Origin of the sequence: Variovorax sp. CCNWLW186 (assembly GCF_037203865.1) — a bacterium.
Taxonomy (GTDB): Bacteria; Pseudomonadota; Gammaproteobacteria; order Burkholderiales; family Burkholderiaceae_C; genus Variovorax.
In genome coordinates this window covers 72,091-92,486 of sequence record NZ_JBBCBO010000012.1, presented here as the reverse complement: position 1 = coordinate 92,486, position 20,396 = coordinate 72,091, and the positions used below count along the sequence as shown (strand labels likewise).

General features: G+C 66.0%; 21 protein-coding genes. 17 read left to right on the top strand and 4 right to left on the bottom strand.

Going from position 1 to position 20,396, the window contains the following annotated elements:
* The first annotated feature begins 241 nt into the window (after positions 1 to 241).
* Entirely contained in the window at positions 242 to 2,392 is a 2,151-nt protein-coding gene (locus V9K97_RS16165; RefSeq protein WP_337319236.1) for an alpha/beta hydrolase domain-containing protein, read from the top strand.
* Here V9K97_RS16165 and V9K97_RS16160 read toward each other — a convergent pair.
* Both V9K97_RS16160 and V9K97_RS16155 read right to left on the bottom strand, forming a co-directional pair.
* Entirely contained in the window at positions 2,355 to 3,068 is a 714-nt protein-coding gene (locus V9K97_RS16160; protein ID WP_337319234.1) for a LysR substrate-binding domain-containing protein, read from the bottom strand. The genes V9K97_RS16165 and V9K97_RS16160 overlap by 38 nt on opposite strands.
* The gene (locus V9K97_RS16155; protein WP_337319232.1) at positions 3,065 to 3,295 is read right to left on the bottom strand and encodes a helix-turn-helix domain-containing protein; all 231 of its coding nucleotides are present in this window, start codon (positions 3,293 to 3,295) and stop codon (positions 3,065 to 3,067) included. The genes V9K97_RS16160 and V9K97_RS16155 overlap by 4 nt, the downstream gene beginning before the upstream one ends.
* 57 nt (positions 3,296 to 3,352) lie before the next feature.
* On the opposite strand from V9K97_RS16155, the gene V9K97_RS16150 reads away from it, so the two are divergent.
* The 8 genes from V9K97_RS16150 (at position 3,353) to V9K97_RS16115 (ending at position 10,039) form a co-directional block, all read left to right on the top strand.
* Entirely contained in the window at positions 3,353 to 3,730 is a 378-nt protein-coding gene (locus tag V9K97_RS16150) for an I78 family peptidase inhibitor (protein ID WP_337319230.1), read from the top strand.
* 36 nt (positions 3,731 to 3,766) lie between these two features.
* Entirely contained in the window at positions 3,767 to 4,441 is a 675-nt protein-coding gene (locus tag V9K97_RS16145) for a 2-hydroxychromene-2-carboxylate isomerase (RefSeq protein ID WP_337319228.1), read from the top strand.
* A gap of 7 nt (positions 4,442 to 4,448) precedes the next feature.
* A complete protein-coding gene (gene dapF / locus V9K97_RS16140; protein WP_337319226.1) occupies positions 4,449 to 5,333 on the top strand; it encodes a diaminopimelate epimerase in 885 nt (294 codons plus the stop codon).
* Positions 5,330 to 6,028, top strand: a complete 699-nt coding sequence (locus tag V9K97_RS16135; RefSeq protein WP_157612032.1) for a DUF484 family protein — start codon at positions 5,330 to 5,332, stop codon at positions 6,026 to 6,028. Before dapF ends, V9K97_RS16135 begins: the two co-directional genes overlap by 4 nt.
* 26 nt (positions 6,029 to 6,054) lie before the next feature.
* Positions 6,055 to 6,660 carry a YdcF family protein gene (locus tag V9K97_RS16130; RefSeq protein WP_337297395.1) on the top strand — a complete coding sequence of 202 codons (606 nt, stop codon included), beginning with the start codon at positions 6,055 to 6,057 and terminating at the stop codon, positions 6,658 to 6,660.
* Entirely contained in the window at positions 6,644 to 7,684 is a 1,041-nt protein-coding gene (locus V9K97_RS16125; protein WP_337319224.1) for a tyrosine recombinase XerC, read from the top strand. The genes V9K97_RS16130 and V9K97_RS16125 overlap by 17 nt, the downstream gene beginning before the upstream one ends.
* Positions 7,681 to 8,901, top strand: a complete 1,221-nt coding sequence (locus V9K97_RS16120; protein WP_337319222.1) for a class I SAM-dependent rRNA methyltransferase — start codon at positions 7,681 to 7,683, stop codon at positions 8,899 to 8,901. The genes V9K97_RS16125 and V9K97_RS16120 overlap by 4 nt, the downstream gene beginning before the upstream one ends.
* Positions 8,902 to 8,986: 85 nt before the next feature.
* Entirely contained in the window at positions 8,987 to 10,039 is a 1,053-nt protein-coding gene (locus V9K97_RS16115) for a CobW family GTP-binding protein (RefSeq protein WP_157612035.1), read from the top strand.
* Between the two features lie 81 nt (positions 10,040 to 10,120).
* Here the strand turns inward: V9K97_RS16115 and V9K97_RS16110 are convergent, their stop codons facing one another.
* Entirely contained in the window at positions 10,121 to 11,602 is a 1,482-nt protein-coding gene (locus V9K97_RS16110) for a YdgA family protein (protein ID WP_337319220.1), read from the bottom strand.
* A 300-nt stretch (positions 11,603 to 11,902) separates the two neighbouring features.
* On the bottom strand, positions 11,903 to 12,343 hold the full coding sequence (locus V9K97_RS27300; RefSeq protein WP_443303475.1) for a hypothetical protein: 441 nt from the start codon (positions 12,341 to 12,343) through the stop codon (positions 11,903 to 11,905).
* A 13-nt stretch (positions 12,344 to 12,356) separates the two neighbouring features.
* Between V9K97_RS27300 and dksA the strand changes: the two genes are divergently transcribed.
* The 8 genes from dksA to V9K97_RS16070 all read left to right on the top strand — a co-directional run bounded on the left by dksA (position 12,357) and on the right by V9K97_RS16070 (position 20,396).
* Positions 12,357 to 12,980: an RNA polymerase-binding protein DksA gene (dksA, locus tag V9K97_RS16105; RefSeq protein ID WP_012746056.1), complete on the top strand. Its 624-nt coding sequence runs from the start codon at positions 12,357 to 12,359 to the stop codon at positions 12,978 to 12,980.
* Positions 12,981 to 13,023: 43 nt separating this feature from the next.
* Entirely contained in the window at positions 13,024 to 14,727 is a 1,704-nt protein-coding gene (locus V9K97_RS16100) for an STAS domain-containing protein (protein WP_337319218.1), read from the top strand.
* 64 nt (positions 14,728 to 14,791) lie between these two features.
* The gene (hslV, locus tag V9K97_RS16095; RefSeq protein WP_026283873.1) at positions 14,792 to 15,337 is read left to right on the top strand and encodes an ATP-dependent protease subunit HslV; all 546 of its coding nucleotides are present in this window, start codon (positions 14,792 to 14,794) and stop codon (positions 15,335 to 15,337) included.
* 2 nt (positions 15,338 to 15,339) lie between these two features.
* Complete coding sequence (gene hslU, locus V9K97_RS16090) at positions 15,340 to 16,668, top strand: ATP-dependent protease ATPase subunit HslU (protein WP_337319216.1); 1,329 nt, start codon at positions 15,340 to 15,342, stop codon at positions 16,666 to 16,668.
* Positions 16,669 to 16,937: 269 nt separating this feature from the next.
* Complete coding sequence (mraZ, locus tag V9K97_RS16085; RefSeq protein ID WP_126747920.1) at positions 16,938 to 17,366, top strand: division/cell wall cluster transcriptional repressor MraZ; 429 nt, start codon at positions 16,938 to 16,940, stop codon at positions 17,364 to 17,366.
* Between the two features lie 8 nt (positions 17,367 to 17,374).
* Positions 17,375 to 18,298: a 16S rRNA (cytosine(1402)-N(4))-methyltransferase RsmH gene (gene rsmH / locus V9K97_RS16080; protein ID WP_337297388.1), complete on the top strand. Its 924-nt coding sequence runs from the start codon at positions 17,375 to 17,377 to the stop codon at positions 18,296 to 18,298.
* A 2-nt stretch (positions 18,299 to 18,300) separates the two neighbouring features.
* The gene (ftsL, locus tag V9K97_RS16075) at positions 18,301 to 18,651 is read left to right on the top strand and encodes a cell division protein FtsL (protein WP_337319214.1); all 351 of its coding nucleotides are present in this window, start codon (positions 18,301 to 18,303) and stop codon (positions 18,649 to 18,651) included.
* Positions 18,648 to 20,396, top strand: coding sequence for a peptidoglycan D,D-transpeptidase FtsI family protein (locus V9K97_RS16070; RefSeq protein WP_337297386.1), 1,749 nt, complete (start codon positions 18,648 to 18,650; stop codon positions 20,394 to 20,396). Before ftsL ends, V9K97_RS16070 begins: the two co-directional genes overlap by 4 nt.

The window sequence follows — 20,396 nt, the reverse complement described above, 5'->3', positions numbered from 1 at the left end:
GCGGCTCGACGCAAACCTCGTTTTGATAACAAGGCTGTGGCAGCTATCCCGTCGCAAGTGGACGAGTGCAATGCGCGATGGCCATCGACGGGCTGATGCAATGAGCAATGCGGGACGGCTCCTTAACCATCGGTTAAGACCGGCTAAACAAGACGCGAATTGTCGGCCTGCGCGCGAATTGTGAGGATGCGAAGCGCTGACACCGGCGTTGGATCCGTACAAAAAAGAGACAGGAGACAGCATGCACCCCAACAGCCCGATCGGGCGCCAGTTGCGTCTGCACTGGTTCACGGCGGCGAAAGCAGCCGCAGCGGCCATCGTTGTTACTGCCGCGCCCGCGAACGCCCGCGTCACCCGCATCGTGATCGACAGCGTCGCGCCTCTTGCGGCGCAGTCGATTCCGTATGAGCAGATTCGCGGCCGTGCCTTCGGCGAGCTCGACCCGAACGATCCGCACAACAGCGTCATCACCGACATCAAGCTGGGCGCAGACGCGGATGGCAAGGTGCGGTACGAGACCACGTTCCATCTGGTGAAGCCGGTCGACATGAACCGTGCAAGCGGCTTTCTGTGGCACGACGTGCCCAACCGCGGCGGCGCGGGCACCATTGTTGTGGACGAGCGCGAGCTGGGCGACATTGGCCTGCGCAGCGGCTGGCAGGCGGACAACGCGGGCAACACGGGCATTCCCGCCAACCGGGCGGAGGGCACCAATCACTGGGTGGCGGCGCCTATTGCCAAAGTGAACGGCGTGGCGGTCACAGGCAAGGTGTTCGGGCGCATCGTCAACCGCAGCGGCGCAGCCTCGCAGCCGCTGATGGTGCAGACCAACCCCGTGCCCTACCTTCCGGCCACGCTGGACACGGCCAAGGCAACACTGAAGACGCACATCAAGGAAACGGTCGACGGCGTCGTCACCGAAGGGCCGGCCATTGCGGCGGGCGATTGGGCCTTTGCCAAGTGCGATGCGGGCAATCCGTTTCCCGGCACGCCGATCGACATCAACCCGGCCAATGCGCCCGGCAACCTGCCGGTGCACATCTGCCTGCGCAACGGCTTCGACGCCAACCTGCTGTACCAAGTGGTGTACCCGGCGCAAAACGCCTATGTATTGGGCGTGGGCATGGCGGCGTTTCGCGACGTTGGCACATTCTTTCGCTACGAGGCGGCCGATGACTTCGGCACGCGCAACCCGGTGGCCGGGCTGGTTAAGGGCACGGCGGTGCGGGGTGTCTCGCAGTCCGGAAACATGGTGCGGCAGTTCATCTTCATGGGCCTGAACCAGGACGAGCGCAATCGCAAGGTGTACGACGGGGCCTGGCCGATCATCGCGGGCCGCCGGGTGGCGGCCAACTCGCGCTGGGCCCAGCCGGACGGCGTGCTGGAGCTGTACCAGCAGGGCAGCGAAGGCCCGCAGTGGTGGGTGGAGTGGCCAGACCCGGTGCGCAAGCAACCGACCGGCAGCATCTTTTCGCGTTGCGACGCCAACGACACCTGCCCGAAGGTGATCGAGCATTTCGGGTCGGCGGAGGTGTACGCATTGAAGCTCACGCCAGAGTGGATCGGCACGGCGGGCGATGCGGACATTCCGCTGCCGCGCAACGTTCGGCGCTACTACGTGCCGAGCTCCCACCACGGCGGCGGCGTGGGCGGGTTCACGCACATGCCCGCGGCCACGGGCGCGGCCAGCACCGGCCCGAGCTGCCCCGGCAACAACTTCGGCCGCGGGACGCTGGCGGCAAACCCGGTGCCGCACACTGAAATTACCAACGTGCTGCGCCTGGCCATGCGCGACTGGGTGCTGAACGGAACGCCCCCGCCGCCCAGCCGCTGGCCCACGCTTGCGGGCAAGACGCTGGTCGATGCCAACAAGAAAGCGATGGGCTTTCCGAGCGGGGTGCCCGGCATTCCGGACTCGATCTTCCTGCCGGAGAACTTTGCCTTTCCGGTGTTCGACTACGACTGGGGGCCGCAATTCAATCATGCGGAAGCCTCCGGCGCGCCCACCCACGTGCCGCCGGTCATCAAGAAGGTGATCCCGATGAAAGTGCCGAAGGTCGATGCCGACGGCAACGAGATCGACGGCGTTCCCACGGTGCTGGTGATGGCGCCGCTCGGCACTTACCTGGGCTTCAACGTCACCGCAGAGGGGTTCCATCGAGGCCAGGTGTGCAACTACGTCGGCGGCTACGTGCCGTTCGCGCGCACGCGCGCCGAGCGAGCTGCCAGTGGCGATCCGCGCCTGTCGCTCGAGGAGCGCTACGGCAGCCACGAGGGCTACGTGGCCGCCGTGCGAGGCGCCGCCGAGAAGGCGTTCGCGCAGGGCTTTCTTCTGCCGGCGGACCGCGACCGGCTTATCCGGCTGGCTTCGGAGAGTGCCGTGCTCCGCTGAATGCAGCGGTGCTTTCTTCGATCATTTCGACCAGGGCGGCCGCCGGAGCGGAGAGTTCCAGGCGGCTGCGCATGGCCAGCAGCAGCACGCGTTCCATTTCGATGCCTTCAAGGCCGACCTGCACAAGGCCCAGGGCCTGGGCATAGAGCGCGGCTGCCGCGCGCGGCAAGATGGCGACGCCAAGCCCGAACGAGACCATGCGGCACATCGAATCGAAGCTGCGCACCTGCACCCGGATGCGCGGTGTGCGCTTGACCGCGTCGGCCGCCGCCATCACCTTGCGCGTGAGCGATGCGCTGCGTGCCAGGGTGACCAGGTCATGGTCGAGCACGTTCACGATGGAGGCGTTCTGCTGGCCGGCGAGCGCGTGGCCCGCCGGCACCAGCAGCACCAGCTGGTCGACGTTGCAGACGATGGTTTCCAGGCCTTCGTGCGGCACGTTGTCGCCAATCACCGCCAGCTCCGCCGTGCCCTTGAGCACGGCGCGAATGCCGTCTTCGCTCAAGGCGTCTTCCATGTCGATCACCACCTGCGGATAGCGCCGCGCGTACTCGGCCAGCACGCTGGGCAAAAAGCCGCCGAAAGCGGAGGGGTTGGCGCACAGCCGCAGGTGGCCGGTGGCGCCCGATTGAAGATCGTCGACGGCCTGCACCAGCTGTTCGAGCCGCGCAATCACCTCGATGGCGTGCCGGTGCAGGGTCTGACCTTCGGGCGTGGCGGTACGCCGCGCTGGCCGCGCTGGAGCAGCGCCATGCCGCAATGCTGCTCAAGCTCGGTAATGCGCTTGCTTGCCGCCGGGAGCGAAACGCCGAATCGGTCCGCGCCCGCGGTCAGGCTTCCGCCATCGACAACTGCGACAAAAAGTCGCAGAGAGATGAGATCGAAACGATTCAGGTTGATCATTGCGGGTGGATTTGACCACCCCGGCGATACGATCCGTTGAAAGAAGCGACACACACCATGCCCATGCCTCAGCAAACCGGTTTCATCTCTTCCACGCGGGCGCGCGGCGCCATGGCGGCAGCCCTTTGCGCGGCATCGCTGTTCATCGCCGGCTGCCAGGCGCAGCCTGAATTCCGCCCGCTCACCTCCGAGGCGCCGCCGCCGCCGAGCTTCGTGACCCTGCCGGCCGAAGAAGCCTGCCAGGCCGCGCAGGCACGCTACGCGCTCGGCCGGCCGCTCACCGCGCCACTGCTTGAAGAAATGCGCACCCGCACCGGCTCCAAGTCGGCCCGATCCGCGGCGGCCGGCACGCCGTTGCCGGCGCTGGCGGACCCGGCGCGGCTCAATGTCGACCTTGACCCGCAAGGCCTGGTGGTTGCCGCGCGCTGCGGCTGAGGGGCGTTGACCTGATGTTGACCCAATAATCCGCCGATGACGACGAAGACCAGCACCTCCACTTCCTCCGCTGCGCCCATCGCGCTGGACTGCTACTACAGCCTTTCCTCGCCCTGGGCCTACCTGGGCGGCCCTCAGCTGCAAGACATCGTGCGCCGCCACCATGTGCGACTCACGCTCAAGCCCTACGACTTTCAGGCGGTGGTGCCGCAAACCGGCGGCATTCCGCTGAAGACCCGGCCCGAGCCGCGGCGCACGTACCACGCGCTCGAACTGGCGCGCTGGCGCGACTACCTGGGCATGCCGCTCAACCTGGAGCCGGCGTACTACCCCAAGGGCGCTCCGGTCGACCCCAACTGGAACAAGTACCCGGGCTGGATGGTGATCGCCGCCCAGCTGAAGGGCCTCGACGCGCAGCCGCTCTCGCATGCGCTGCTGCGCGCGCTGTGGGCGGAAGAGCGCGACACCTCCGAAGCGGCGGTGCGCATCGCGGTGGCCGATGAGAACGGCTACGACGGCGCCTCGCTGCAGGCGCTGGAGCAGGCGGCCGAAACCCTTGCGATCTACCGCGCCAACAGCGCCGACGCCATAGAGGCCGGCGTGTTCGGCGCGCCCACGTTCATCCTGAACGGCGAGCGCTTCTGGGGGCAAGACCGGTTGGCGTTTCTGGACAGGGCTTTGGACAAGCTGCGCCACGCCAGGGGCGGATAATCGACGGATGCGAATCCGCTTTACCAAGATGCAGGGAGCCGGCAACGATTTTGTCGTGCTCGACGAAACCCGCGGCACGCTGGGCCTCACGGCCGCGCAATACCGCTTTCTGGCCGACCGCCACTTCGGCGTGGGCGCCGACCAGATCCTTACGGTGCGGCGCCCCTCCAAGGACGCGGGCAAAGACATCGACTTTCAGTACGTGATCCACAACGCCGACGGCGGCGAGGTGGAGCAGTGCGGCAACGGCGCGCGCTGCTTCATGCGCTTTGTGCGGGAGCACCAGCTGACCGACAAGGACACGGTGCGCGTCGAAACGCTGGCCGGCATCATCGAGCCGCGCATGAGCGAGGACGGCCGCGTCACTGTGGACATGGGCCCGCCCATTTTCGAGCCGGCCCGCGTGCCCTTCGACACCGCGGGGCTCGACCCGCAGCCCACGGGCGCTTGGCACACCTGGCACCTGGCACTTGGCACGCATGCCGATTCGGCCATTGTTTCGGTGGCTGTGCTGTCAATGGGCAACCCGCATGCGGTGCAGGTGGTCGACAACGTCGACACGGCGCCAGTGGAGCGGCAGGGCCCGCAAATCGAGCACCACCCGCGCTTTCCGCAGCGGGTGAATGCCGGCTTCATGCAGGTGATCGACCGCACGAACGTCAAGCTGCGGGTGTTCGAGCGCGGCGCCGGCGAAACACTGGCCTGCGGCACCGGGGCGTGCGCGGCGGTGGTGGCGGGCATCCGGCTGGGCCTGCTCGACAGCCGGGTCGACGTGCAAACGCACGGCGGCGTGCTCACCATCGGCTGGGAGGGCGAAGGCAACCCGGTGCTCATGACCGGGCCGGCCACCACGGTTTTCGAGGGAGACATCGAGGTGCCCGAGCTGCCATGACCAACTTCAGAAACAACAAAGACGACGCCATGAACCCGATCACCGAAGACGACATCGCCAACTACCTGGCGAACACGCCCGACTTTTTCGAGCGCCACGCACAGCTGCTGGCGCAGGTGCAGCTCACCAGCCCGCACGGCAACCGCGCCGTGAGCCTGCAGGAGCGCCAGGCCGAGATGCTGCGCGAAAAGATCAAGGCGCTGGAGCATCGCCTGATGGACATGGTGCGCCACGGCACTGAAAACGTCGTTATTGCCGACCGCCTGCAGCGCTGGACCAAGGGCCTCTTGACCACGCGCGACCCGCGCAGCCTGCCGTACCGCATTGCGGTCGACCTGCAATCGCTGTTTTTGGTGCCGCAAACCGCCATCAAGGTGTGGGATTGCGGCGCCGACTACCTCAACGAGGCCTACGCCCAGTGGGTGAGCGACGACGTGAAGGCGCTGGCCACCTCGCTCACCTCGCCTTATTGCGGGCTCAACTCGGGCTTCGAGGCGGCCAACTGGCTGCCCGAGCCGGCCGGCGCCATGTCGATTGCGCTGATTCCGCTGCGGCCCGATGCCGAGTCGCCGGCCTTCGGCCTCTTGGTGCTGGCCTCGCCGGACGCACAGCGCTTCAACGCCGAAATGGGCACCGACTTTCTCGAGCGCATCGCCGAACTGGCCTCGGGCGCGCTGTCGCGGCTGCGGCCTTGAGCGGGCGGCACCGGTCCTGGCGGGCCGTGCGGCCCGTGCTGTGGACGGTGCTGCTTGGCGGGTTGCTCGCGTACCTGGCCATTGCGGCCATTATTTGGCGGCGCGCGGCCGAAACGCTCGACAACCCGCCCCAGCGCGCGGCCGATGCCGCGCTGATCCTCGGCAATCGCGCCTACCTGCGGGGCAAACCCAACCCGTGCCTTACGGGTCGGGTCGACGCCGGCATTGCGCTGGCCAACGCGGGCCGTGTGAAGCAGCTGGTGCTCTCGGGCGGTGTCGACAAGGAAGACGGCCGCATCGAAGCCGAGGTCATGCGGCAGCATGCGCGCGCCGAAGGCTATGCCGGCCCGCTGCTGCTGGAGCCGGCTTCCACCTCCACCCGGCTGAATCTTGCGTTGTCGCGCCCCCTGCTGCAGGCGGCGGGCATTCGCAGCGTGATCGTGGTGTCGGAGCCCTACCACCTGTGGCGCGTGGAGCGGCTGGTGCGGGCCGCCGGATTCGACAAGGACTTCGACGTGCAGTACGCCGCTGCCAGCACGCGCTGCTGGCAGCGCTGGGGCATGGTTTTCAAGGGCGCATTGCGCGAGCCTTTGGCTGTCGTGAACAATGCGTTCAATGGCTACCTCCACTGAGACGACCGACACGCGCTGGGTAGAAAAATACCTGGAGCACGTGCGCGTGGAGCGCCGGCTGGCGGCGCGCACGGTCGAGCTCTACGCCATTCACCTGCAGGCGCTCTCGGCCAACGCCGCCGAGGCCGGGCTTGCGCTGGACCGCGTGCAAACCGCGCACATCCGGCGCTGGATGGCGCAGTTGCACAGCGCCGGCCGCGAGCCGCGCGGCATTGCGCTGGTGCTTTCTTGCTGGCGCAGCTTCTACCGCTGGCTCGGCAACGAGGGGCTGGTGGGCTTCAACCCCGTGCAGGACGTGCATGCGCCCAAGGCCGCGCGGCCGTTGCCCAAGGCGCTGGCTGTGGACGACGCGGTGCGGCTCGCCGAAACCTACGACCCCGAGGCCGATCCCTGGACCGAGGCGCGCGACGGCGCCATCGTCGAAGTGCTTTACGGCTGCGGCCTGCGCGTGAGCGAACTCACCGGCCTGGATACGCGCGCCAGCAACACGGCCCTTGGCTGGGTTGACCTGGACGCGATGGAAGCCAACGTGCTCGGCAAAGGCAGCAAGCGCCGCATCGTGCCCCTGGGCAGCAAGGCGGCCGAGGCGCTGCGCGACTGGCTCGCGGTGCGTGGCGATTGCCCGGCGCTGGCCACGGCCGGCTTGCGGGACCCGGGAGGCGCCGCGGCGCTTTTCATCAACAGCAAGGGCCTGCGGATGTCCTCGCATGCCGTGTGGAAGCTGCTGCGCGAGCGCAGCCTGAAGGCCGGACTTGCGGCGCCGGTGCATCCGCACATGCTGCGGCATTCGTTCGCGAGCCACGTGCTCCAGTCGAGCAGCGACCTGCGCGCCGTGCAAGAGCTGCTGGGCCACGCCAACATTGCCACCACGCAGATCTATACCCGGCTGGATTTTCAGCACCTTGCCAAGGCCTACGACGCGGCCCACCCGCGCGCGCAGGCCCGGCCCGAGAGCACGGATACACAGGCCCGCGCCGAAGCAAGTGCGCGGGCCAAGCCCAAAAAAGACGACACCCAAAAATGAAAACCCTCCGCCTCAAGCCCGGCAAAGAGCGCTCGCTGCAGCGCCGCCACCCCTGGATCTTCGAATCCGCGATTGCCCGCGGCGGCGCCGATTCGGGCGAAACGGTGCGGGTCGAATCGCATGACGGCGCCTTCCTGGCGTGGGCGGCGTTCAGCCCGATTTCCAAGATCCGCGCGCGGGCCTGGAGCTTTGTCGAAACGCAGCGCATCGATGCCGCATTCCTGGCCTCGGTGTGCGCCCGCGCCGTGGCCGCCAGAGGGCTTTTCGACCTGCAGAGCGACGGTGTGCGGCTGATCCACGGCGAGGCCGATGGGTTGCCTGGCCTCATCGTCGACCGCTACGGAGACACGCTGGTGGCGCAGTTCCTGTCGGCCGGCGTCGAGCGCTGGAAGGCTGCCATTGCCGACGCGCTGCTCGAGGCGACCGGGCTGCAGAAGCTCTACGAGCGTTCCGACGCCAGCGGGCGCGAGCGCGAGGGCCTGAAGCCCGTCACCGGTTGGCTACGCGGGGAGGGCGTCACCGAAATGACGATTCGCGAGCATGGCTGGAAGCTTTCGCTCGACATTGCGACCGGCCACAAGACCGGTTTCTACCTCGACCAGCGCGACAGCCGCCAGCGGTTTGCCGAGCTGGCGCAGCACCGGCGCTTCAGGCGCGTGCTCAACTGCTTTTGCTACACCGGCGGCTTTACCGTGGCGGCGCTTGCGGGGCTGCAGGCCGCGGGCGCAATGGATGGCGCGGAGCTGGTGTCGGTCGATTCTTCGCAGCCGGCGCTCGAAAAAGCGCGGGCCAACCTGGCGCTGAACGGCTTCGGCGGCGAGGGTTCGGGCGTGAAAGCCGAGTTTCTGGACGCCAACGTCAACACCGTGCTGCGCGAGTTCATCGAACAGGGCCGCACCTTCGACGCCATCGTGCTCGACCCGCCCAAGTTTGCGCCCACCGCGGCCCACGCCGATCGCGCGGCCCGCGCCTACAAGGACATCAACCGCCTTGCGCTCAAGCTGCTGGAGCCCGGCGGCGTGCTGCTGACTTTTTCATGCTCGGGCGGCATCAGTGCCGATCTTTTTCACAAGATCGTGGCTTCGGCGGGTATCGACGCGCAAGTAGACGGCTACATCAGCGAACGCCTGGGGGCGGCGCCCGACCACCCGATGACCATCGAGTTCCCGGAGGGTGAATACCTCAAGGGCCTGGTGGTGGTGAAAAAGCCGGCTTGACCCCGCGCCAACGCAACTGAGTGGCATTGGCTAAACTGCCTCTCCAGTTTTTCTTCTTCCCAGTTTTCCGCTTTCGGAGCACACCATGGCCCTTATTCCCGCCACCATCCTCACCGGCTTTCTAGGCTCGGGCAAGACCACGCTGCTCAAGCGCATCCTGACGGAGGCCCACGGCCAGAAGATTGCGGTGATCGAGAACGAGTTCGGCGAAGAGAACATCGACAGCGACATTCTCGTGACCGAATCGAAAGAGCAGATCGTGCAGATGAGCAACGGCTGCGTCTGCTGCACCATTCGCGAAGACCTGCGGGAAGCCCTGCAACTGCTGGCGGCCAAGAAGCGCCAGGGCCTGCTCGACTTCGACCGCGTGGTGATCGAGACCACCGGCCTGGCCGACCCCGGCCCCGTGGCGCAGACCTTCTTCATGGACGACGAAATTGCCGAGAGTTATTTGCTCGACTCGATTTTGACGCTGGTCGATGCCAAGCATGCGCCGCAGCAGCTCAACGATCGCCAGGAAGCGCGCCGCCAGGTGGGCTTTGCCGACCAGATCTTCATCAGCAAGAGCGAGCTGGTATCGGCCGAGGAAACCGAGGCGCTGATTCACCGCCTGAAGCACATGAACCCGCGCGCGCCGCAGCAAAAGGCGCATTTCGGCGATGTGCCGCTGAAAGACATTTTCGACCTGCGCGGCTTCAACCTGAACGCCAAGCTGGACATCGATCCGGACTTCCTGAAGGAAGACGACCACGACCATCACGACCATGACCACGCGCATGGCGAGCATTGCGACCACCCCTCGCACAAGCACGAAGGGCATGGCCACCATCACCACACGGACGACGACGTGAAGAGCTTCGTCTACAAGGCCGACCGGCCTTTCGACCCGGCCAAGCTGGAGGATTTTCTGGGTGCCATCGTCAATATCTACGGCCCGCGCATGCTGCGCTACAAGGGCGTGCTGAGCATGAAGGGCACCGAGCGCAAGGTGATTTTCCAGGGCGTGCACCAGCTGATGGGCAGCGACCTGGGCCCCGAGTGGGGCAAGGACGAAGCACGCCAGAGCCGCATGGTGTTCATCGGCATCGAGCTGCCGCGCGAAATCCTGGAGCAGGGGCTCGAGCAGTGCCTGGTGTGACAGCGCGCTGCCGGCACTGAGGCCAGCCAATAAAAAAGGCGCCGCCCCGAGGGGCAGCGCCTTTTTTAGTTGAGCCGAAGCTTACTTGCCGGCCATGCCGCCCAGCGGCTTGCCGTTGACCTTCAGGTTGCCTTCGCTGTATTCGACCTGGCTCGTGATGTCGGTGCCGTCGCGCTTGACGAAGCCCATGCCTTCGCCCTGCTCGACCAGGCCCGCCACCATTTCTGGCGGCGGCAGCTGGCCGCTTTCGGCGCCGGTGGCGGCAACCTGCTCCAGCCATTGCATCGGCAGCCGCACGCTGGCCTTGAGCACGCCGCGCTTCATCAGGAGCGCCATGCCGGGTTCCTTCAGGTCTTCGTCGGTCACGCCGACCAGGCCGGCCGTGTAGCTGATTTCGCCGCGCTTGCCGCCGATTTCGACCAGCATCTTGTCCAGCCCGAGCTCGGGGTTGTACTTGGCCATGGCCTTGAGGTCGGGGGCGAGCTGGTCCATCAGCGCCTGCATGGCAGCCTGGGAGGCCTTGCCGCCGCCCTTGCCGCAGCCGTTGATGGCGGCCGACTGCATCCAGGCGTCGGCCAGCTTCTTGTAGCCGGCCGCGTGAATGCGGCGTCCGCCGCTGGTCATCTCGAACTTGTCGATCTTCGTTTCGCCGACCTTGCCGGTGCCCTTGATGGTGCCGATCGATTCGTAGAGCCCGTCCTTGATGTTGGCATCGGCAATCATGTCGATGTTCTGCAGCAGCACGGCGGGCAGGGGCTTGCCGCTGCCGCTGGCGCCCAGGCCCTTGGGCGCCGAGAACTCGAAGCTGTCGAGCCGGGCTTCGGTCTTGCCCGTGGCCAGGATCCAGCCTTCGCTCTTGTTCATGTCGGCCTTGCCGGCCAGCTTGCCCATTTTCAGGGTCACGCCGGTGCGCGTGTCGGTCAGGTCCAGGCCGGGCATTGCGAGGCTGTAGTTCACCTGGGTACGGGCGCCGTTCATCTCGGCGCGCATTTGTGCGCCTTGCCAGGTGAACTGTCCCTTGCCTTCTTCGGCCAGCTTGATGGGCGCGACGGCCAGGTCGGTTGCGTAGCCGCCGTTGAACGCCACCTTGGTGTGGGCGGTCAGGGGCTTGGCCTTGCCGAAGAGCTTTTCGGCTTCGGCCTGGGCCTTCACGTCGAGCACCAGTTCGCTGTCGATGGTGGCCGCGGCCAGCGTGCCGCCGGCAATTGGGCCGTGGCGAATGGTGTCGCGCACGGTAATGCGCACGGGCTTGAACGGCGTGCTCTCGGCATCGGCTTCTTCGTCGTCCTCTTCGCCCGGCTCGGCGGGCTTGGCGACAGCGGGCACCTGCGCGGCGGCCGTATCGGCGGCGCAACCGAACTCGAAGGTCACGGTGCTGACCGCACCGAAGAATCCGCTTTCGTATTTGCGATCGATCACGCGCACCAGCGCGGTCTGCTTCGGCAACTCCTCCAGGGCGGCTTCGTAGCTGGACTTGACTTTGGAGCCCGCCCACCACGTGCTGCCACCATAGGCAACGGCGATGGCTGCGGCCAGCGTGCCCAAAACTGCTTTTTTGCTCAAGATTTCTTCTCTTTTGTATGAATGATCGGATCGATCCGCAGGGCCCGATGGGCTCGGCAGGTCTTGTTGCCCCCTCCGGCAACGCTGGGGATGCTAACGGACGTAAGCGGTTTGCAGGTACATCTCCCTTCTGTTTTGAGTTCTCTATACAATCGCGCGCCTGTTCCGGCAGCCACGCTTTCGTTTTAAGAGCGAGATGTGGCTTACGGCAGGGGGCGCCGCAAGTTTCTGGCGGGCTTTCGGGGGTATAACCCCGGGGTTCGTCGCTGCGAGCACTCCGACAATGTGGAGCCCGGGGCCTCAACCCCGCAGTGGTTCCCTTGGGAGGAGACACCCAGTGAAAGCGCGTTCCAGTTCGTTCAAGGAGCCAGTCACCGTGAAGAAACCCGCCGCCAAGGCAATGCCAGCAACCAAGTCCGCCGCCGCCAAAGCGGTGGCTGCAAAGCCGGCTGTACCCGCGGCAAAAAAGATTTCTTCCGCTGCAAAAGCTCCGGCCACGAAAGAAAAAAGCGCTCCAAAGAAGCCAGCAACGCCAACGGCCAAGGCCGCGACCGTTGCAAAGAAGCCCGTCAAGCCTGCAAAGTCTGCTGCGCCGCCGGAGGCATCCGCCCCGGCCAGGAGTGCAACCAAAACTGCAGATGCGGGTCTACCGCCATCCAAAACTGTCGGCCGCACTGCTGCCGTTACTTCTGCCCCTCCGATACCAATGAAAAAAACGGCTGCCGCCTCTTCTTCCGCCACGGCGACACCTTCGATGCCCGCTCAGACCGCCGCACCCGCCCCCGCGCGAGGTGGCCGCGTGTCCCGGCTGTCGCAGCTGACCGTGCCTTCCATGCCGCAATCGGTGGCTTCCACCGCTGCCAAGTCCTCCTTCTCGCAGGCGCCCTCCAACGCGCTGGTGCCGCCGCCTCCCGTGGCGGTCAAGAAAGACCCGAAGCTCGCCAACAACTGGAAAGCCAAGTCGGCTGCCGAGTTGACCGACGCCGAAGTCATCGCCATGCCCGACTCCGAGTACATGAATGAAAAGCAGATGGCGTTCTTCCGCCTGAAGCTGGTCGAGCTCAAGCGCGGCATTCTCGAAAACGCCGGTGAAACCACCGAGCACCTGCGCGAAGACACCGTGGTGGTGCCCGATCCGGCCGACCGCGCCACCATCGAGGAAGAGCACGCACTCGAGCTGCGCACGCGCGACCGCGAGCGCAAGCTGCTCAAGAAGATCGAGCAGTCGATCCAGCGCATCGACGCCGGCGACTACGGCTACTGCGACGAAACCGGCGAACCCATCGGCGTCGGCCGCCTGCTGGCCCGCCCCACGGCCACGCTGTCGCTCGAAGCGCAGCAGCGCCGCGAACTCAAGCAGAAGATGTTCGGGGACTGAGCGGAAAGACAAAAAAGCCCAGTTCGCCTCGAAATTCCTGTAGATGGCTAAGGAAGAAACGAGCCGCCTCCTTTCCAAGGTGGCGAAGTTCGTCCGCAATCCGCTGAAGGATTGGTCGGAGCTGAATGCGGCCGCCGATTCCACGCTGCCCGACCAGGCCTACAGCCGGGAAATGCTCAAGGAAATGATCGAGCGGCGCCAGCGCAACGACTTTGTGCGCCGGCGCGAGTTCGACATGCTCCGCAAGCTGCGGCAACGCGAAGCGGCCGCCCATGCCTTCGAAGGAACGGTCACGCCGTCGTCCTTCAACCTGAACACCACCACGGAAAAGTCCGAGGGACGCGCGCTCACGCTCAAGAAGATCGACGAGATCGAAGAGCAGATGTCGCAGCAGTGGTGGAAGGGCCGCGGCCCCAATGGCGAGGTGCTGGCCAATGCGCCGCCTGAAGCCGGCGCCGAGACGTTGCCCCCGCCCATGGACGAGGCCGAAGTGGCCAGCCTGCTCGCGGCACCCACTTTCAGGGCCGCGCCTGCTGCGCCGGCCGCTGCCGCCGCCGCCGAGACTCCTGTTCCGGACCACGCGGCCGCTCCCTTTTCGGCCAGCATTCCGGGCAGCGCGGCGGTCGACGACACCTCGTTGCTCACCGCGCGGCTCGCACGCGACAGCGCGCTCGAAGAGGCCGTGATCCGTTTCGCGCATGGCGACGACACCGGCGCCGAAGCCATTCTTCTGCAGGCCCTGGCCTCCGAGAGTGCCGGCGCCGAAGGCGACCACGCCGCCGCCGAGCGCGACGAGACCCGCTGGCGCGCCTTGTTCGACCTGTACCGCGCCACCGGCGACGCCACCCGGTTTGCCGCCGCCCGCATGCGCTACGCACAGCGCATGAAGCGCATGGGACCCGACTGGGTGCCGCTCGACGAACTGGCGCGCGACGTGCAGGCGGTAGCCGCCAGCGAGCACGCCGAACTGGCTTCGGCGGCTGCCGACTGGACCAGCCCCGGTCGCCTGTCGCGCGATGGGCTGGTCAATCTCACACGTGCGTTGTCGCAGGCGGGCCCCATCTGGACGCTCGACTGGCGCGCGCTGACCGCTGTCGAGGCCGATGCTGTCTCGCCGCTGCGCGTGCTGTTCACCCACTGGGCGAATTCGCCGGTCAAGTTGCGCTTCATCGGCTCGGCCAAACTGCTTGCCGTACTGGCAGAGGCCACGCCCAACAACGAACGCAGCACCGAAGACGTGTGGTGGCAGCTGCACCTGGCCACGCTGCGCATGATGAACCTGCCGGACGACTTCGAGCTGGTGGCGCTCAACTACTGCATTACCTACGAGGTGTCGCCACCTGCATGGCAAGACCCGAATGGCGAATGCACCACGATCGAGGCGCCGGAGGGGAGCCGCTCGGGTTCAGGCTCCGTGTGGTCGCTGTTGTCCGTCAACGGCGAATCGGACAGTTTTCCTTCGACCGACAGCGGTTTTGCCGCGCTGGCCGGCGACCTTCGCGGCGAGGCGCATTCAAGCCTGCAGCGGCTGGATGTGGACCTGCGCAACACCACCGCGCCGGTTATCTCGTGTGCGGCGCTGCTGCGCATGGACCTTGCCGCCGCCGGCACGCTGCTGAGCTGGGTGCGCGCGCGCGACGCCCAGGGCGAGCGGGTCCAGTTCGTGGACGCCCACCGCCTGATTGGGGCGCTGTTTGACCTGGTGGGCATTGCCGACCACGCCACGGTGGCCGTCCGCAAGAACTAGCCCCGGCGCGGCGAGTTGGCGCGCACGGGGTTGCATTGCCCCAGGGAGTCCCCAGATGGCTTCGATGGAACAGTTTCACGGCACCACCATCGTGAGCGTGCGCCGCAAGACCCCCCAGGGCGACCAAGTCGCCATCGGCGGGGACGGGCAGGTCACTCTCGGCAATATCGTCATCAAGGGCACGGCGCGCAAAGTGCGGCGGCTCTATCACGGCAAGGTGCTGGCTGGCTTTGCCGGCGCCACCGCCGACGCCTTCACGCTCTTCGAGCGCTTCGAGGCCAAGCTCGAAAAGCACCAGGGCCACCTGACCCGCGCCGCGGTAGAGCTCACCAAGGACTGGCGCACCGATCGCGTGCTGCGCAAGCTGGAGGCCATGCTGGCCGTGGCTGACGCCACCACCTCGCTCATCATCACCGGCAACGGCGACGTGCTGGAGCCTGAAGACGGCGTCATCGCCATCGGCTCGGGCGGTGCGTATGCGCAGTCGGCCGCCAAGGCGCTGATCGACAACACGGACCTGACGGCTGAGCAAATTGTGCGCAAATCGCTCGCGATAGCCGGCGAAATCTGCATTTACACGAACATGAACCACACGGTGGAAGCGCTCTGACCATGTCCATGACCCCGCAGGAAATCGTTTCCGAGCTCGACAACCACATCGTCGGGCAACCGGCCGCCAAGCGCGCCGTGGCCATTGCGCTGCGCAACCGCTGGCGCCGCCAGCAGGTCGAAGAAAAGCTTCGCACCGAGATCACGCCGAAGAACATCCTCATGATCGGCCCCACGGGCGTGGGCAAGACCGAAATTGCGCGCCGCCTCGCGCGGCTGGCCGATGCGCCCTTCATCAAGGTGGAAGCGACCAAGTTCACCGAGGTGGGCTATGTGGGCAAGGACGTCGATTCGATCATTCGCGACCTGGCCGAGATTGCCGTCAAGCAGACGCGCGAAGCCGAGAGCGCCAAGGTGCGCGCCCGCGCGGAAGACGCTGCCGAGGAGCGCATTCTCGACGTGCTGCTGCCGCCCGCGCGCGGTAGCGACGGCGCCACGCCGGCGCTGGACGGCCCCAACCCCACCCGGCAGGCCTTCCGCAAGAAGCTGCGCGAGCACCAGCTCGACGACAAGGAGATCGAGCTCGACCTTCCCGAGACCCGCGCTCCGCTAGAGATCATGGGCCCGGCGGGCATGGAGGAAATGACCGAGCAGCTGCGCGGCATGTTCGGCCAGCTCGGCGGCGGCAAGCGCAAGACGCGCAAGCTCAAGATCGCCGAGGCCATGCGCCTGCTGATCGACGAAGAGGCCGCCAAGCTGGTCAACGAAGACGAAATTCGTACCCAGGCCATCACCAATGCCGAGCAGAACGGCATCGTCTTCATCGACGAGATCGACAAGGTTGCCACGCGCAGCGAAGCCCAGGGCTCCGACGTGTCGCGCCAGGGCGTGCAGCGCGACCTGCTGCCGCTGGTCGAGGGCACGGCCGTGACCACCAAGTACGGCGTGGTGCGCACCGACCACATGCTCTTCATTGCGAGCGGCGCCTTTCACCTCAGCAAGCCGAGCGACCTGATTCCCGAGCTGCAGGGGCGCTTTCCGATCCGCGTCGAGCTGCAGTCGCTCTCGGTGGCGGACTTCGAAAGCATCCTCACGCAAACGCGCGCTTCGCTCGTGAAGCAGTACCAGGCGCTGCTTGCAACCGAAGGCGTCACGCTCGAGTTCACGCCCGAGGGCGTCAACCGCCTGGCGGCCATTGCATTCGAAGTGAATGAGCGCACCGAGAACATCGGCGCACGCCGTTTGTCGACCGTGATGGAACGGCTGCTCGATGAGGTAAGCTTCGATGCCACCCGCATCGGCGGACAGACCATCCGCATCGATGCCGCTTACGTCGACGAGCGCCTTGCGGCACTAAGTCACGACGAAGACCTTTCGCGCTTCATCCTCTGAAGCCCGCTTTGCAGCCCCTGTTACGGGGTTGCGCTTCACGCATTACATTCATTGCGTGAGCTAAGTACTTCTTTTTCAACGAAATTCGCCGATTTCCAGGTTTGGAAATCGGCGCTAAGTCGTTGATTCCATTACAAAAAATACCACCAACGACCAGTTGCGCGTGAAGTGTTTCCTGCTACAGTGCAAAAAAGTGCAGTTAAGTGGGAAAAAGTGCGGATGGCGCCCCTTTCGGGTGCCGCGGCCTTCCCAACACAAAGGTCCTGGTCGTGTTTCAAGGCGCTTCATCGCTCAGTCTCGATGCCAAGGGGCGGCTCTCCGTGCCGACCCGGCATCGTGACGTCCTGAGCGCGACGGCGAACGGCCAGCTCACCATCACCAAGCACCCGCACGGGTGCCTCATGGTGTTCCCGCGTCCCGAGTGGGAGAAATTCCGCGAGCGCATCGCCGCATTGCCGATGTCGGCACAGTGGTGGAAGCGCGTTTTCCTCGGCAACGCCATGGACGTCGAGATGGACGGCACCGGCCGTATCCTCGTGTCGCCCGAACTGCGTGCGGCCACCGGCATCACGCGCGAGACGCTGTTGTTGGGCATGGGCAACCATTTCGAGCTCTGGGACAAGGCCACCTACGAGGCCAAGGAGGCCGAGGCCACCCAGGGCGAGATGCCCGATGTGTTTCAGGACTTCGCGTTCTGAGGGCTTGTGTGAACACTCCATGGATTCATACAACCGTGATGCTGAACGAAGCGGTGGAAGCCCTTCTTTCCGGCAGCACCGCGGCGACCGGCACCTACGTGGACGCGACGTTCGGGCGCGGAGGGCATTCGCGCGCCATTCTCGCGAGGCTGGCTCCGGAAGGCAGGCTGATCGCATTCGACAAGGATGCGGAAGCGGTGGCCGAAGCAGCGCGCATCTCGGATGCGCGTTTTTCCATCCGGCACCAGGGATTCCGTTCGCTGGGTGAATTGCCCGATGCCAGCGTGGCGGGTGTGCTGATGGACCTGGGCGTGAGTTCGCCGCAAATCGACAACCCGGTGCGCGGTTTCAGTTTTCGTTTCGACGGCCCGCTCGACATGCGCATGGACACCACGCGCGGCGAGAGCGTGGCCGAATGGCTGGCAACAGCCGAACTTCAGCAGATTGCAGAGGTGATCCGTGACTATGGCGAAGAACGGTTTGCTGTTCAGATTGCAAAGGCGATTGTTGCTCGCAGACAAGAACGGGGCGCAATTTCAACCACCACCGAACTGGCCGAGCTCGTGGCTGGCACGGTCAAAACCCGCGAGCAGGGCCAGAACCCTGCAACGCGCACATTTCAGGCTTTTCGGATTTTCATCAACGCCGAGCTTGAAGAGCTGCAACAGGCGCTAGAGGCGAGCCTGTCGGTGCTGCAGCCCGGCGGCCGGCTCGCGGTGATCAGCTTCCACTCGCTGGAAGACCGCATCGTGAAGCAGTTCATCGCCAAGCACTCCAAGGAGGTGTACGACCGGCGTGCGCCTTTCGCGGCGCCCAAGGTAATGAAGCTCAATGCGCTGGAGCGCATCAAGCCCTCGGCCGAAGAGGTGAGCGGCAACCCGCGCTCGCGCAGCGCCATCCTGCGCGTGGCCGAGCGCACCGGGGCCAACTGATCATGGCCCGCCTCAACCTGCTCCTGCTGCTGGCAGTCGTTGCGACGGCGCTGTACCTTGTGCACACGCAGTACCTGTCGCGCCAGCTGTACACCGAGCTCGACCGTTCGCAGCAGGAGGCGCGTCGCCTCGAGCTCGACCACGACCGGCTGCAAGTGGAAAAGCGCGCCCAGGCCACGCCGCTGCGCGTTGAAAAGCTCGCCAAGGAGCAGCTCCAGATGCGCACCACCACGCCGGCCATCACGCAGTACGTGCGGCCCGATGGCACGGTCATTCCGGCCGTGGTGGCCCCGCCGCCCGCGCCGCCGGCCGGCCCCGCGCCAAAGCCCACCGCAGCGAGGCCCCAGCGATGAGCCGCCGCAGCGTCCGCTACACCACCAGCCCCTTGCTCGCGAGCAAGACGCCGGTCTGGCGCAGCAAGTTCATCGTGGCCGGCATTGCGCTCGGCTTCGTCGTGCTGGCGGGCCGGGCCGCGTACGTGCAGGTCTTCAACAACAGCTTCTTCCAGCGGCAGGGCGAAGTGCGTTTTGCGCGCACGCTGGAGCTGCCGGCCAACCGCGGGCGCATCCTCGACCGCAACGGGCTCATCCTGGCCTCCAGCGTGGTGGCGCCGAGCATCTGGGCCATTCCGGAAGACATCGAGCGCGACGACCCCGAGGTGCGGGCCAAGCTCAAGCAGGTGGCCAAGCTGCTCGAAATGCCGCAGAAGGAGTTCGACAAGAAGCTCGAGGACGAAGACAAGACCTTCGTCTGGATCAAGCGCCAGGTCGACGAGCCCATTGCCAAGCAGATTGCCGCGCTCAACCTCAAGGGCATCTACCAGCGCAAGGAATACAAGCGCCAGTACCCCGAGGGCGAGGCTGCCGCGCACGTGGTGGGCTTCACCAACGTCGAAGACAACGGGCAGGAAGGCATCGAGCTTTCATTCAACAAGGAGCTGGCCGGCAAGGCCGGCTCGCGCCGCGTCATCAAGGACCGCCTGGGCCGGGTGGTCGAGGGCGTGGGCGAGCAGGTGCCGCCCGTCGACGGCAAGGACATCCAGCTCAGCGTCGACAGCAAGGTGCAGTTCTTCGCCTATCAAAAGCTGCGCGACGCCGTGACGGCGCGCCGTGCCAAGGCCGGCAGCGTGGTGGTGCTCGACGCCGTGACCGGCGAGGTGCTGGCGCTGGCCAACTACCCGAGCTACGTGCCCGACAAGCGCCAGAACCTCACCGGCGAGCAGCTGCGCAATCGCGCGCTCACCGACACCTTCGAGCCCGGCTCGACCATGAAGCCGATCACCGTGGCCATGGCGCTGGAGGCCGGCCGCGTGAAGCCGTCCACGCTCATCGAAACCTCGCCAGGCCGCTACCAAATGGGCGGCTTCACCATCAGCGACACGCACAACTACGGCACGCTCACAGTCGAAGGCGTGATCCAGAAGTCGAGCAACGTCGGCGCGCTGAAGATCGCGCAGAAGATGTCTCCGCATGAAATGTGGGACACCTACACCGCGCTCGGCTACGGCCAGAAGCCGCAGATCCAGTTTCCCGGGGCGGTGACCGGGCGACTGCGCCCCTGGAAGACCTGGAAGCCGGTCGAGCAAGCCACCATGGCCTACGGCTACGGGCTGTCGGCGTCGTTGTTTCAAATGGCGCATTCGTACACAGCCTTCGCGCACGACGGCGCGATCATTCCGGTCACCATTCTCAAGAGCAACGAGCCGCCAGCGGGCGTGCGGGTGTTCTCGCCTTCGAACGCGCTGGCGGTGCGCAAGATGCTGCAGATGGCCGCAGGGCCGGGGGGCACCGGCACGCGCGCGCAGACCATCGGCTATTCGGTCGGCGGCAAGTCGGGCACGGCGCACAAACAGGTTGGCAAAGGTTACGCAAGCAACAAATATCGCGCGTGGTTCACCGGCATGGCGCCCATCGAAAAGCCGCGCATCATCGTCGGCGTGATGATCGACGAGCCGAGCGACGGCCAGTACTTCGGCGGCGTGGCCGCCGCGCCTGTTTTCAGCGAAGTCGTGCAGCAGACCCTGCGCATGATGAACGTTGCGCCCGATCTCGCGGTCAAACCCCTGGTGGTGACGCAAGGCGTCGACGAGAGCTTCTGA